Genomic DNA, 13,606 nt, shown 5'->3' with positions numbered 1-13,606 from the left:
TGCCTATCGGCGATCGATAGGGAAGCCCCGAGGGGCTTGGAACGCATCGAACGATGCGGGTTGAAGGGTTAGGATTGTCCGAAGGTGCCGAGGTACAGCATCAGTTTCTCAGCGGCTGCGTGTGACCACTTGAATTCCATCTGCTCTTTGAAAAATACGATATCCAGCCCGGTGAAGCTATGGCGATCGCGGGGCTTGAAAGTGAAGTCGTAGTTGCAGATTCCGTGGCGGACCGGTGCCAGTTCGATCGACAGCTGATCCATCTCAGTCCATTCGAACGCACAGGCCAGGCCCTTGAAAAGCTGGACCAGCCAGTCGCGCGAACTATGGCCAAAGTCGTATCGACCAATGTCCCGGCCGTAGTCCTTCTTGCTGGCGTAAATGCGTCGGAAGCATGACACTGAACTGGCAGTGCGCTTCATCTCGCTCTCCCCGTCCAGCCTGAGTTCCTTGATGATGAAGTTAGCATTCTGGCGATGTGCTCGCTGAATGCCTGCATCCCCACCGTAGGTTGCCTCGAGGTAGTTCCACAGCTTGTCCAGGTCGACAGGCGGTGCCGAATCGACTTCGCTTCGTTCGCCCCGCCGGCTAGGCCGGTGATATTCTTCGCTCCAGCGGGTCATGCCAGTCGCTTCCAGGACTTCATGCTTGCTGATGTCGAGAACAACGCCGGCCGGAGCGAAGCGGTGTTGAGCGATCTGGATCAGGTTCGTGATGGCTTGCTCGGCCACGCGGTAGATACCTTGCGTACTTGGCCGATCGACGATGGTAGACCAGTCCTCCCCAAAAAGTAACTTTTGGAGGTGGGCCTGATCGTCTGACATCCTGCTCAGTTCACGTTCGAATTCCAGGTATGCGGTAAAGATTTGATTGCGGGACTTCGGCACTGCCGCTGCTTCTGGCGCCAGCTGCGGCACTGGTGCTGGCTCTGGCATAGGTGCCGGCGCTGCTGTAGGTGCTGCCGCCATCGTTGCTGAGCGGGGGCGTGCTGCGCTGACCAGGGCGAGCAGCTCGTCGTCCAGTTCAGTGTTGTTGCTGGGGAGCCCCGATCGAGGCGTAATCATGCCTTGGGGTGTTTGTACGGTTTGCATATGCATCTCCAAGTTCATGCCGCTGTGCGGCTGGGAAAAATGGAGGTGCCCGAGAGGGCTTGTCAGCTGGACGCTGAGAAGCGGGAGGAAGGTGAGTGGAAAGGAAAACGGCCCAACTCCGAAGAGAAGGGCCGTTCGCACGCAGAGACAAAAGTCTCAGAATCTTGTCAGAACATCAGTTCTTCACCGGGCTACGGTTGAAGTCATTCTTGATGAATTTGAACACAGCCACAAACGGTTCGAAGTACAGTTTGGTGTCTGCGACAGCTACTTTCGCGATGTGCTGGATGAGGGCGCTCATGTCCTACTCCTTAATGGCCTTTAGTCTTGCGATAAATGTACCTGCAAGCGCAGTAAAAGTCAAACAAGAGCAGGATGGTTTCCAGCACGTACAGCACCCACATCGTGATGCCTTTAATGCCGAATGCAGCCAGCCACTCGTTCGTTTTGTAGATGATGACAGCAGGTAGCATCACGGCCAGGAACCAGCAGATGCCCACAACGAAGTGGGTTGCTAGTTCGAAGATGATGAAGTACCAAGGGTCTTTTTTCTTGCTCATTTTGTACCGCCTTTTTAAAAAAATCCTTTCTCCGGTTGATTCCAGGTAGAGGTTGTTGAAGGGGCCTGTGAAGGCGTTCAAATCAATGCCGCAATGCGACGATGAAAGGATTGAGCAAGGGCTCGTCGGTCGTTACAACGATGAGCTGATAGATGGCGTGGGAACGTCGAGCGAGCTTGAGTCGCAACGTGGGAGATTTCGGGAGGTGGTGCGCCGGTTGAGCAGCGTGCGATGGGGTGATGCGGTACAAATATGCCGACAGAGCGACAAACGCATTGTAGCAACGTCATTTCCGGCGGGCAAGCGAATTGATGGCACGGCCGCCCCGGGAGGGGCGGCGTGGGTTTGTTTGCAGGTTAAATCAGGTCGGGCCGCATCCGTCCTTGAAGGCCCCAATCGGAAGCCTCCATTCGCCTTCTGGGAGGATGATCGGGCCGAGGTAATCGCGGCTTTCAGCAATTTGCAGCATTTCGAACGTGCATGGGTATGGGGTACCCAAATCTGCCTGCTCGTTCACCGTCCGGGTGCGATGTATCGTCACCTTGAACTGGCGCTCGTACGATGCGATCGGCTCGAATGCGTCGGGCATGTACGTGCGGATCGTTGCCCACTGATCGGAGTTGCCGAAAATGCAAGTTCGACACGAAGTCCGACCCCAGCCAAGGTGGTAGGCAGGATGGGCAGCTACCCGGTGCTTGCGGATGATTTCCCACACTTGCGCCTCAGTCCAGGAATGAACTGGACGCCAGTGATCGACATGGCGCCAGACTTTCAAGCCGTTGCGCAAGTCTGTCCTGTGCGGTTCGAAGGTCTTGTACTTCGCCCTGTTGGACGATTCCTCTGCACGCTCACCAGTGATTACCAAGGTGCGCGTGTTTTGGAATCGTGGGTCGTTCGTCATGACGCGTGCGAAGACATCGATCTTGGCCACCCCGCTACAGTAGCGAGTTCGTAAATCAGCGCCGACCTGCGGAAACTTCAGGCGCGTGCCCAGCTTCCCGCCGTCGCCGCCAACCGTACGCACCGATCCATCAGGCATTTCGAAGGAAACGGCACCGGTGCGAGACTCGCACCGCAGCATTTCGGCTTCGATGCCGCCAACGCGCCAACTGTTGTAGAGCGGCATGTTGAATGCCTTGGCCAGCGCGACCAGGTACCCTTCGGTGATTGGCCAGTCCATCAACTTACTTTCGCGGCCGTCGACGAGCTGGTGATGCAATTCGATTTTTGCAGGATCCACACCGGCTTCAAGCAGGGCAAGAAGAGATGCGACCGAATCCTTGCCCCCTGACATTTGCAGGGCGTATATAGAATAGCTGTGCAGGTCAAACTCCAGCGTGCTGTCTGTGATGGCATCGAGCACGTCGGTTTCATTTTCAGCGACTATTTCAAACATACTTTTCTCCAATTCCTTGCCGGAGGCCGGCGATAAAATTCGGAGAAGTCAGGTGACTTAGCTCTGCTGTGCAGGGATAAGGCGGGGAGAAGAAACCGCGCCACCCCGCGAAGGGTGGCGCTGGTTCAAGCTGCCAGCTTTTCAGCCGGCTGCGGTTTTACGAAGGGATGCTCGGAGACATACCCCATACGTTTCCACACTTCCGTGTCGGCGCGAATAGGGTTGGACATGCCGGTTTTCAGGTTGACGAAACGACCTGTGTAATCCAGCTTGCCATGCCTGAACAGCATCCACAGCAGATTGAAGATTTCCTGCGCCATCGCGTTGTTGATGACCAGGCTTTGCTTTTGCAGGGCTTCGGCCACCGAGCAGCTTGGCCTGTCGTCCTTTGCGTCGAGCGCAACGTCGACCATCTCTGGGAAGAGATCGGCCACGTGCGGCAGCCGCGGAGAATTGCTGTAGTGAGGCAAGATCTCGCCGAGCACGACCTGTCCCGAATCTTCGCCGTTGCCGCTGTCGATGTAGTAGCAGTGCTGGCTACGAACTGCTTGCAGGATTGCAGCGCGACCCTTGCGCGAGTCTACGCAACCGATAACGATGTCGGACTCGATCTTGTGGCTCGGCTCCAGCCTGCGAGTCACAGCCCTCCACTCCGTTCCCCACGCCACGTTGTGGCGGTTGATCAATAGCGAGGACTTGTGCTGGCCAACGTCGGCCGGGAAAAAGCACTGGCGGCCGATGTTGGACTTGGAGACGACGTCGTCGTCCCACAGCGTGACGTTCAGGCCGCCCGGATGGCCGAGCTCGAGCATTGCGAAATGTAATTGCATCAGGCGCGGGATCAGGGCAGACCCCGTGCCGCCGGCGCCGACGACGGTAACGCTGACAGCCTGGCGAAACAGGCGTGGATTTGCAGTGTGGGTGATCTTCATGGGGTGTCCAGTTGGAATTGTAGGATCGTGAACTGGCCCCTGATGCAGAGGCGCATTTTCACGGATTGTTGCGGAAGGTGGCAGTGGCCGACTACGAAGGCGATCTTTACCGCGTCCGCATCGTCCTTGTTATCGGTCGATGAGAAGAAGGCTTTGCCAGTGCTATGCGAGTGGCAGTCGATGACGATCTGCTCGTTCGGATCGAGGTCAGGAATTTTGTAGTCGAGGCTGGAGCGGGTGCCATGCACCGTGCCCGAGCGAACCAGTCGAAACTGCTGCGACACTTCATTCCAGACGATGTTGGCGCCGATTTCGACATGACTATCCTGCCGAGCCCACTGTATGAACTCCTGGAGAAGTTCGCGCGGAAGCTTCGGCGTGAAGTAGGTCGTGGATTCCTCCAGCGTGCCGAAGGGAACCACAGTGTTGACCTCCCCCACTTTGCGAACGAAGCGCGCCCAGCTGCGGCGCACTTCGAGGAACGTGCCGTTAGCAGCCATCACGATGCGTTCGCCGTTTTGAGCCAGCGGCTCGAGCGGCGAAAACTTCGGCATGGCCACGATCGGGCAGACGCGTTGGAGTACGACATCGCGCTTGTCCATCACTTTGCCCCCAGCTTCTTGCGCACTTCGACCATAACGTCGCTGAGCGTTTTTTCAGCCGGTACCAGGTACTGCATGGGGAACGTCTCATAGACGCCACCATCGAGCAGTTCCTTCCACATCGCATACTCACCACGAGGGTGCGACGCTTTCTTGATGCGGCCGTTGGGGTGCGTGAACTCGGAATCAAAGAAACCGTCCTCCCAGTCCGGAATCGCTGAGACAGCCGCCTTGCGGGGGATGTTTGCGGTGCCGGTGCAGATCGAATGGTTGTCGTTGACGTTGAAGTATGGAGCGTGACAGAGGGCTGTTTCCCCGCTAGGACGCTCGTTTTTTGGCAGTGCGAAGATATACCACGACTCCTTCACGACCACGAACAGGAGCGGCGGATGAGGCAGGTTGCCCCAACGCTGGCCCAGTTCCCGGCAATTGAAGAATGCACGGCGCTTGCCCTCGGGCAGCCACCACACCATGTGTTCAGCTGAAATGCTCACGACATTCTCCGGGAGGATGTCAGTGTTCAGCGAATGGGTTTTGGTGAGCTGTTCGAACATCGCGATCAAGGCCTCGGCCGTGATGGCGCTGCCGCCCATGATTTGCTGGTTCGGCGCCTCGGGAGTGCCAACATCACGCACTTCATTCTTGGTCACATACGTGATCGTGCTCGCGTCGTTCGGATTCGAATACAGGAGCAGTGCCCCGGTCAGTTTCAGGCGGGTGTCGCCTGCATGGATTGAAAAGTCGTACATTGCAGATTCCTTACATGTCGGCGTCGCCGATAGAGAGAAGTGGGATGAGCGCGTCTACCTCGGCCATGAGCCGAAACAGTGCGTCGAGTTTTATGAAAAAACTGTCGAGTTCGTTCGGATCGGATGGAAACTCGTTGATGGAGAGGAATTCCGAATACTCGCCCGACTCATAAACACCATTCACATGGGAGTCGATGAATTCGGTGTAACGGTCGTCGCGGTTAAAGCCGATGGAGCACGCGGTGAACAAGGGCTCGCCGCCGGGGCCGCTAAATTGCGCTCCGCACTCCTCGACGTACTGCTTGGCGTCGAGAAGTTTGATGAGCTGGCGTGCGACGGCTGCCACCTGCTTGTCGCGCCCTTTGGTGAGCTTTCGCAGTTTGCGCTTACCCAGCGCACGCTGGCCTTTCCGAGGGAAGCAGAAGCCCTGCCCCCACACCTTCATCAGCGTGCTGGGAAGATACCGGTGCGCTTCTTCGCCGTAGCGATCGATTAGATCAGCCATGGCGTCTTCGTCGGTGGGCATTTCGGAAAAGTCGCCGTCCCATAGCTGGTACGACGCTGTCTGATCGATGACCATCATCGGAGTCAGGATGTCGGCGGTCTTCCATCCGGCGCCTTCCATCTCGGAAAACGCGGAATAAAAAAGACCGGGGCATTTCTTTTCCAGTGCCAGCGCCACCGGCTCGGCGACGCGAACCTCAGACGTTTCGTAGCCGCTCAGGCCGAACACCCAATTCTTGTACTCCGTCGGCTCATGCTCGTATCCAAAATGGATCTCGCCTGCCGCCACAGCATCAAAAACACGGACGTCGAACTTGAGGTACTGCATGCGGTCGGTACGCTCCTTGAACCAGGCCCGAAGACCGTGTTCGAGGATGCACTTTGGCGTGCTTGCGTTTGGGCCGATCATTTCGGGCGTGATCACGCCGGCGTCAACGAGTGCCCGCGCGAACGAGGCGTAATCGACCTCGCGCACGACAATCTCTGCGAAGTGCGGCACGGCCGCGCTGATGGAGGGAAGTTGAAATGCCAGAGAAGGCAGTTGCGGGATATTGGCGACCTCTGCGAGGACGCTCATTTCAGTTGGATTGAGTTGCATTGCTACTCCTGTACGGTGTCCGCATAGCGGTAGAGAAGGAGCAAGCCAGAGGGCTTTCTTATGCGTGGGCAGAAGAAAGCCCCCGATAAATCGGGGGAGGAACCGCTAGAAAATCGGCGGTAGTTGCGAGGAAGCCAGCTGCAGTGGCCGGGCCGTCCTGGTCGAGGGTGCAAGTAACTTTTTTACTGCCGTGGAGCAGCTGGTCATTTGCTCGTCGACGAGGATCACGGCTCGCCCCCCACCCGGCTGGAGCCAGGTAGGGGTTTCGCCACGCAGAATCGAATCGATCTGGTGACGAAGCACTTCAGCCTTTCGTGCCGACGTTGCGCACGAACTTGTATGCCACCTGGTCACCGGTTACTTCCGGCTCCTGCAGCACCGCAGTGCTCAGGTCAGGGTACATGTTGACGTAGACGTCCTTCACTTCTTCTGGCGTGAAGTCCGGCCCCGGATCGGGCAGGTTGACGCCGTTGAACGAGAAGGTACGGGTGAGCTTTTGGATTTCGATTGCCATGATGATTATCCCAGCAGCGCCAGCAGGTCATTCTGATCCGACGAACCTGCAGCCGGTGCCGTTTCGCTCGCCGTGTTGGCCGAGGTGTCGAGGGTGTCGCCGACAGCATCGTCGTGATCTTCGCCCTCGCCGCTTTCACCGTCGTTGCCGGTCGCTTGCGCGGCTGGCTTCGGGGTGCTGGTGGTCTTGAGCGCCTTCACTGCTTTGTCCGAAGCCTTCTTCGTGGCCTCGCCCAGGATCGCCGCCGTCGCAGCCACTTGGGCGGTGAGGCTCAGGCGGTTGGTCTGGTAGGTCGTGATCAAGTCAGCGAAGCCGGCGTCGAGTTCGGCCGGAGTCGCTGCCATCGCGAGCGGCTGAGCCAGGGCTGGGTTCTTGCTGGAGGTGGTCGGCATGACGCAGACCTTGAGGGTGCCGTTTGCCCCGCGCGAAAGCTTGAGGGTCAGGGAGGTTTCTTCCGTGATGATGGAATCGAGTTGCGTGAACATGGTGGTTTCCTAAGAATTTTAGAAAAAGCGCCACGAGGGCGCTTTCAGGGATTTCAGTACATGAGGACAGGAGGGATCGTCGCGGAGTAGTCGAAGTCCTTGACCCCGAGCAGCTTCTTGATGAGGTCGTCCTTTTTTTCGTTTGCGAGCTTCGCGAAGCCATCACCGATGGCCTTGTCCAGGCCGACCGACTTGGCAATCACCCCGATCTCGCTCTTGGTGAGCAGTTCGAGGAATTCCTTATCGAGCTTCCAGTGCTTCGTCAGGTCGAGTTTGTGGTATTTCGCCAGGCGCTGCAGGTGACTCACCTCCAGGTTGTCGATCGCCGAAACGGCGATCAACGCAGTCAGGCGGTCAGCGACGCTGTCGTCGAACGCGCAAACCTGTGCAGCAATGCCGCCCAAGTCGGTCGCTTTCGTCTGATCGGTGAGCTTGCTCATCGCATTGCTGAGCTTGGAGCCGCTGATGTGGCGGGCGCTTTCGTTCAGGCACAACGCCAGAAGATAGCGGGCCGACAGGTCAGGCGAAGCCGCGATCTCTTTCTGCATCGCTGCACGCCACACCTTCTCGCGGTACGCCTTGACGCGGTCACCTTCGTTCACCGTGACCACGACTGGAGCTGCTTTCGGTGCTGCCCCTGCCTTCGGCGCCGCTTTCGCGGTGCCATCTGCTGGAGCGCCCTTGGCCGCGGCTGCTGCTTGCGCTGCGGCTTCTGCTGCGGCGTCAGCGGCTGCCTGCTGTTCCGACTGGATGCGAGCGGCCACCTTTTGCGAGTTGCAGACGGTGTCGAAGCACTGGTCTTTGAAGACCTTACCCATGCCTTGCGGCAGGCCACTGACAGCGGCACCGAAGTTTGCACACGAACGGCATGCTTCTGCCTGTTCGGTACCCACGCCCGCCTTGCCATCGGCCGAGAGCTTCACGAGCGTCGAGTTGTCACCCACACGAACAATCCGGATGACCGGGTATTCGTCCTTGAGCGACACGGCGATCGATTGCAGCTGATCTTCGGTTTTCTGCTTGTAGCAAGCGGAATTCGTGCAGCTGCCATCGGTGATGGACTGCTCGAACATGCTTGCCTGAACGGTGCTGTTGTGCGCGCATCCGTTGCAGTCGCTTTTATCGAAGATTGCCGACTCGAGCTTGGACGACGCCTGCTCGATGACGGCCTTCAACTCTGCGACCGAGGTCTTCTTTTCCAGAATCGCCGGCAGCAGCTTTTCCTGACGATCCTTTGCCAGGGAAGCGAACAACTCAGCGTGGCCGAGCAAGATCTTGCGCTCGTTCAGAGCCGTGCGGACGACGTCAGCACAGTTCATCAGCGCCAGGCGCGAGTCGAGTTTGCCGCGGGACCAGCTCAGGAGCCGGGCCGCCTCTTCGCGATCGCCTTTGACACGACCCACAACCGAAGCGGCCGAGACGGCTTCTTCGATTGGCGACATGTCGGCGCGAACGGTGTTCTCGACGTTGGCCAATACCTCAGCTTCTGCATCGGAGCACTCGCGAACCACGACAGGCATGTCGTACTCTTCACCGTGCGCCTCGAGGGCAGCGCGGTAACGACGATGGCCGGCGATGATTTCGTAGCCACCATCCTTCGGGCGAACCAGGATGGCTTGCGCCACGCCGTGTTCGCTGACCGAGGCAACCAGTTCGGCCATCTCAGTCGGATCGAAGTAAGTACGCGGGTTGTTACCCTCGCGGATGTGCTTGAGCTTGATGAAGCGAGGCGCTTCGGCTGCAGGCTTTGCCGCTTCCGGTGCAACGCGCTTGGCCGCGGGGGCCGGTGCTACGGATGCTCCAGGTGCTGCGACGGTTTCGAGGTTGGTAATTGCTTCGTTGACGACTGCAGGCGACACAGCGCCGCCGAGTGGCTGGATATGGCCAGATAATTGCATGGGGGGAATCTCCAAATGATGCCGGATACCGGCGAGGGAAATTTGGAGTGGTGACACACACTTTCTTATGCCAGGCAGCACAAGAAAGTCGGTATTGGTGAGCGGCTAAGCGCTGATGGGGTACTGGGAACAAATATGCCGCAGGGCGACAACCGAAGATTAACCCAAAAGTTGACCACTTGCAACCGATCCGTTCCTGTGGTTGGGGCCACAGCAACGGATCGGTTCAAGGGTCGTAAGTCAGTCCGGAATCGGATCTTCGTTCTGCCACTGCCCGCAGTCGTCGCACTTGGCGTCATCAAGGTAGCGGTAGAAGGTCAGGTCATTCGCCCGACAGGTCTTGCAGACGCATCTGCCTGCGACAAAGGTCGTGGATGGCTCTGGGTCGCCCGCTAAGACGAATACTGGGGTGGACGGTTTCGGTGTGCGTTTAACTTGAGTGTACATGTTCTTGAATTCGGTGAGGCGGCTTCGAAGGACGCCACCGTGCCGGAGCACGGTGGCGCCGTTGAATGGACGATCCTTCTGTCGCCTGTTTGCTTACGCTGCTTGGGCAGTGGTGTCGATTTGTTTTACGTGTGCAATTGCTGCGTCGCGTGGCAGTTTCGCCAGTTCTTCGATTTCCGCCTCGATGCGCGCGAGCACATCGATCTTCGTCGTGTACCCCTTTCCATACCGGGCAAAGGAGTAGGCGTTGAAGTCGCGGGAGTCGATGCCGATCTGCGCGACGCGGATCGACAAGCCGATGAGCTTGGCCGCGCACTCGTTACCGAGGCGCTTGAGTTGCTCGAGCATCTTGATGGCGGTTTCCACGTGGGCCGTGTCGTTCTCCCAGGACTGCGCGATTTTGAGGTCGAAATACTGCATCACGAGATCCTGATTGAGGCCCATCGCTTCGGCCAGCGCTTCGAGCCGGTCGTTGGCGTCTGGGACGCCCTGCCCTTCCGACTGGATTGGTGTGGGCTCTGCCGGCGGCAACAAGACCGCCTCAGGCATCCCCTTCGGCTGCGACAACCATGCAACGGGTGTCTGGGCTGATGGGAGGGCCAAGACCTTGCCGCTGCTCAGGAGCGCACCGATGTCGATGTCGGCCTGCAGTTTCGGTACCCACTGGAAGCCGCTTTGCTTCTTCCCGTGTTCATCGAAGTACGTGCGGGGCTCCAGTGACTTGGTGATCCAGAAGATCGGCGCACCCGGCTTGTTTGGATTCCAGCGCGGGATGGTGCCGAGCGCATCGCGGATTCGTTCCAGGTCCGACCAGATACCCTCGGCCGCATACTCCGAGCTGGTTTCCATCCCAAGCATTCCAGTGGTCGGAATGCCCGGCACGTAAAACAGCAGGCGGCCGCGGAACTTGCACTGGCCCTGTCCGAATTCATGGCAGGAGCCCGGGTCGCACACGCCTCGAATCACCTTCTCGCGGCGGGGCACCTTCTTGATGCGACGCGCACGGATCTGCGCTGCCTGCTCGTCGGACACCGTGGGCAGGTAGCGGCAGTAACGCTCGCCGTCCTCACCGTAGTGCGACTCGTAGTGCGGCTCGAAACCATGACGCTTGAACTGATTCGGATAGACCTCATTCAGGTCATCCGAGTGAAACACGACAGGAAAGCGGTACAGCTGCTTTTTGTCGCTGTGCTCGCTGCGGATTTCGCCGTACGTGTCGACGATGAGCGCCGCGATCTCAGGCATGCCGAAATCGGAAGCTGCGACGTTGAAGAACGGGGTGTTGCGGGGGAACATCGGGTTGGGAAGGCCGGTCGCATCCTTGATGCGCTTTTCGATGTCGGTGAACTTTTGGCGCTTTTCGACGCCGTCGTTGTAGATGGAAACTGCCTTGGGGTTGTTCTGCGCGGCCTTGGTCAAAACCTTGATGCCAGCGCGTATCTTTCCACCGAGGCGGACTTGCTGGTCGGTGTTGGCTGCCCGGGTGGACAGGACAGAGAATTTCATTGGTGCGTTCATTGCGGTTCCTTCGCGGCGTTCGCCGTTGCAAGTTAGTGGCGGGCATATGCCTGCCAATCCACTTAATGCCTCGTTCGAGGCGTCAGAAGGTCGCGTGCTTGTGGCACTAATCTGCCGCGCAGACTGGTACCGGAAAAGTTACTTTGGGCTTTCGCATACGCACCGCATGAGAAAACCCCGGATGGGGTTTTGGCCGTGAGGCCGTGGCTTAGACTTCTGCCACAAGTTCCAGAATATTTTCTTTCAGGGAGCGACCGGCGCCGAACCATGCGCTGTCCAGACGGTATTCCTGGTTCTTAGCACGAACGTGCCAGTCCGAGTATTCCGTAACAGCGTTCACGAGGCCCCAGGCGGTGCCTGCGACGCCATCGAGCCGGGAGCCCTTGCCGACACCGTTGAACAGCTGCATCACCGACTTGAAGCCCTTGGTGGTGCGGATGGGAACGGTGACGCCCTTCTTTGCGAACATCGCTTCAATGATTTCTTCGGCTTTGGAGCCGGTGAGCGAAGTATTTGCGAAGCCCTTCATGCGCTCCATGAAGTCGGTGTAGACGTCGATCGCATTCAGGCCCAGTTCGGCTTTAACGTCGTCCGGGTTGAACTCGGTGTTGTGACGCACAGAGACACGGTTGCCGTGGTTTTCCCGGAAACTCATCTGCAGCGTGTTGTTGCAGACCACGCGAATACTGGTGAAGAACGTATCCGTTGCGAGGCCCTTGTCGCAGCTGGTAACGAGCAGCAGGTAGGTGTTGACCTGGTCGCCGTCAACGACTTCGCCGCCGAGGCCGGTGCGAGCCAGCGCCCAGAAGCGGCGGCCGCCTTTCATGGTGCCGGCAGTCTCCAGTTCGAAGCCATTCTTTTCGCAGAGCGAGCGGAAGAACTCCAGGACTTGCCGGGGCTGGACGATCTTGTACTTGGGCGAGACGATCGACAGTGGCGCGTTCGTGTCGCTGCGGTACAGGACCTCGTTCGCTTTCCAGTCGTGCAGCTCGCCGTTCGTGTACTGGACGTGCGTGCGCTTGATTTCCCAGTCCATGCCAGCAGCGGTGCGCCATTCATCGATGGACGCGCCCGGCAGCATGATTTGGCCGAGGCCATGCCAGGGGGTTTCGCCTGCAAAGGCCATTTCAGCGGTACCGGAATTGGTAATGGTGAGCAGATGGGACATTGGTTTTTCCGAGGTAAGTTTTAGATGAGGTTGAGGTGGATTGCGACGGTCTTGTTGTTGCGCAGCGTCTCCGGTGGATAGGCCAGTGCAACACGACGTTCGAATTCCTCGACGGCTTGCTGTTCGTTCATGGGAGTCTTACGGCGGCCCGGCTTGACCAGCACTTCACGCTTGGTAGCGTAAGGAGCGATGGTCGAGCTCACCAGGACGAAGCGCACCGTTTCGCCGTCTTGCTCAGCGAGCAGGCGGAGTTCGGTCTCACCGGTCTTGGCACGAGCGATCTTCAACGCGCGGCTTTGGGCCGGGCCCGCGGCTTTCGCTGGGGCCGAATCTGCGATCGGCGCCGGCACCGAAGTCGGGCTGCTCGCTGAAGGTGCCTCGATGGAATCGTCGGGGAAGAAGCCCATTGGAATATCAGCCAGGGTCAGGCCTTGGGGGGATTGCATGTGCATGATGTAAAGCTTTCAGTGGTCGAGGCGACGAGCTACGGACGTAGCGGTGCAGACTGCACGCATGAGGCGATGCAGGACGGGCCGGCGCTTGTGAGCAAGCGCGGTGTCAACGCAGTAGTCGATTAGGTTGCGGTCGCCATCGGTGATGAAAATGCCGAAGACGAAGTTTTCACCGGAGCCGGTGATGGTTTGGAACTGGAAGATGCAGCACGCGGAGTGCTTGAACAACTGCTTGTGGTTTTCGAAGGTTTGCAGCACGAAGCGGCGATGCGTGAACATCGTCGATGCGGCTACCAGGTCGGCCTTTTGCAGCTCGCCGGGCTGGTACTGCATCTGCAACTCGTCCAGGACGCAAGAATGCGAACGGATGACTTTCGAGATCTGGCTTGGGGTGTTGGCGTCGCCAACGGTGATGCTTGGGAGGGAATTTTCGAATGTTTTGTGTCCAACCCTCGGACACTTGAGAAGGGTGGGAAGCATGCCATTTCCTTGCCGCGGTGCGGCTGTATGAAATGGGTAAGGCTGTGTGACAGCCTCGCTAATGTCGGAGCATTAGAGAAGCGGAACTGCAGAGTATGAGGTGACGCAGGGGAACAACAATGCCGCATAGCGACGACGCCACTGTAACGTAATTCTTGTCTCATGCCAACTATTTTTCGGCTTTCCGCGCCCGTACGTGGCGCTGAGCCGCT

At 58.4% G+C, this 13,606-nt stretch carries 15 protein-coding genes; all 15 read right to left on the bottom strand.

What is annotated here, in order from left to right; genetic code table 11:
* Positions 1-68: 68 nt before the first annotated feature.
* Positions 69-1,091 carry a hypothetical protein gene (locus FG94_RS27875; protein ID WP_152570918.1) on the bottom strand — a complete coding sequence of 341 codons (1,023 nt, stop codon included), beginning with the start codon at positions 1,089-1,091 and terminating at the stop codon, positions 69-71.
* A gap of 175 nt (positions 1,092-1,266) precedes the next feature.
* On the bottom strand, positions 1,267-1,392 hold the full coding sequence (locus FG94_RS28450; RefSeq protein WP_267872334.1) for a hypothetical protein: 126 nt from the start codon (positions 1,390-1,392) through the stop codon (positions 1,267-1,269).
* A gap of 10 nt (positions 1,393-1,402) precedes the next feature.
* Entirely contained in the window at positions 1,403-1,651 is a 249-nt protein-coding gene (locus FG94_RS08985) for a hypothetical protein (protein ID WP_051996364.1), read from the bottom strand.
* A gap of 361 nt (positions 1,652-2,012) precedes the next feature.
* The gene (locus FG94_RS08980; protein WP_051996363.1) at positions 2,013-3,047 is read right to left on the bottom strand and encodes a phosphoadenosine phosphosulfate reductase family protein; all 1,035 of its coding nucleotides are present in this window, start codon (positions 3,045-3,047) and stop codon (positions 2,013-2,015) included.
* A 125-nt stretch (positions 3,048-3,172) separates the two neighbouring features.
* Positions 3,173-3,979 carry a PRTRC system ThiF family protein gene (locus FG94_RS08975; protein WP_036210041.1) on the bottom strand — a complete coding sequence of 269 codons (807 nt, stop codon included), beginning with the start codon at positions 3,977-3,979 and terminating at the stop codon, positions 3,173-3,175.
* The gene (locus FG94_RS08970) at positions 3,976-4,581 is read right to left on the bottom strand and encodes a PRTRC system protein A (protein ID WP_036210037.1); all 606 of its coding nucleotides are present in this window, start codon (positions 4,579-4,581) and stop codon (positions 3,976-3,978) included. Before FG94_RS08970 ends, FG94_RS08975 begins: the two co-directional genes overlap by 4 nt.
* Positions 4,581-5,330 (bottom strand): PRTRC system protein B, encoded by a 750-nt coding sequence (locus tag FG94_RS08965; protein WP_051996362.1) that lies wholly within the window; start codon positions 5,328-5,330, stop codon positions 4,581-4,583. Before FG94_RS08965 ends, FG94_RS08970 begins: the two co-directional genes overlap by 1 nt.
* Positions 5,331-5,340: 10 nt before the next feature.
* Positions 5,341-6,432, bottom strand: a complete 1,092-nt coding sequence (locus tag FG94_RS08960; RefSeq protein ID WP_036210034.1) for a PRTRC system protein F — start codon at positions 6,430-6,432, stop codon at positions 5,341-5,343.
* 304 nt (positions 6,433-6,736) lie between these two features.
* Positions 6,737-6,946: a PRTRC system protein C gene (locus FG94_RS08955; protein ID WP_036210031.1), complete on the bottom strand. Its 210-nt coding sequence runs from the start codon at positions 6,944-6,946 to the stop codon at positions 6,737-6,739.
* Between the two features lie 5 nt (positions 6,947-6,951).
* Positions 6,952-7,431 (bottom strand): PRTRC system protein E, encoded by a 480-nt coding sequence (locus FG94_RS08950; RefSeq protein WP_036210028.1) that lies wholly within the window; start codon positions 7,429-7,431, stop codon positions 6,952-6,954.
* 53 nt (positions 7,432-7,484) lie between these two features.
* On the bottom strand, positions 7,485-9,329 hold the full coding sequence (locus tag FG94_RS08945; RefSeq protein ID WP_081925884.1) for a PRTRC system ParB family protein: 1,845 nt from the start codon (positions 9,327-9,329) through the stop codon (positions 7,485-7,487).
* A 540-nt stretch (positions 9,330-9,869) separates the two neighbouring features.
* Positions 9,870-11,294, bottom strand: a complete 1,425-nt coding sequence (locus FG94_RS08940) for a hypothetical protein (RefSeq protein ID WP_152570917.1) — start codon at positions 11,292-11,294, stop codon at positions 9,870-9,872.
* 208 nt (positions 11,295-11,502) lie between these two features.
* Positions 11,503-12,462 carry a DUF932 domain-containing protein gene (locus tag FG94_RS08935; RefSeq protein WP_036210022.1) on the bottom strand — a complete coding sequence of 320 codons (960 nt, stop codon included), beginning with the start codon at positions 12,460-12,462 and terminating at the stop codon, positions 11,503-11,505.
* A gap of 20 nt (positions 12,463-12,482) precedes the next feature.
* Positions 12,483-12,914: a hypothetical protein gene (locus tag FG94_RS08930; protein WP_152570916.1), complete on the bottom strand. Its 432-nt coding sequence runs from the start codon at positions 12,912-12,914 to the stop codon at positions 12,483-12,485.
* Positions 12,915-12,926: 12 nt separating this feature from the next.
* Positions 12,927-13,394: a hypothetical protein gene (locus FG94_RS08925; RefSeq protein ID WP_036210017.1), complete on the bottom strand. Its 468-nt coding sequence runs from the start codon at positions 13,392-13,394 to the stop codon at positions 12,927-12,929.
* Between the last annotated feature and the right edge of the window lie 212 nt (positions 13,395-13,606).

It is taken from the genome of Massilia sp. LC238 (genome assembly GCF_000735635.1).
GTDB classification, from domain to species: domain Bacteria; phylum Pseudomonadota; class Gammaproteobacteria; order Burkholderiales; family Burkholderiaceae_D; genus Telluria; species Telluria varians.
The sequence above is the reverse complement of the archived record's forward strand: the minus strand, read 5'-3'. Positions and strand labels throughout refer to the sequence as shown.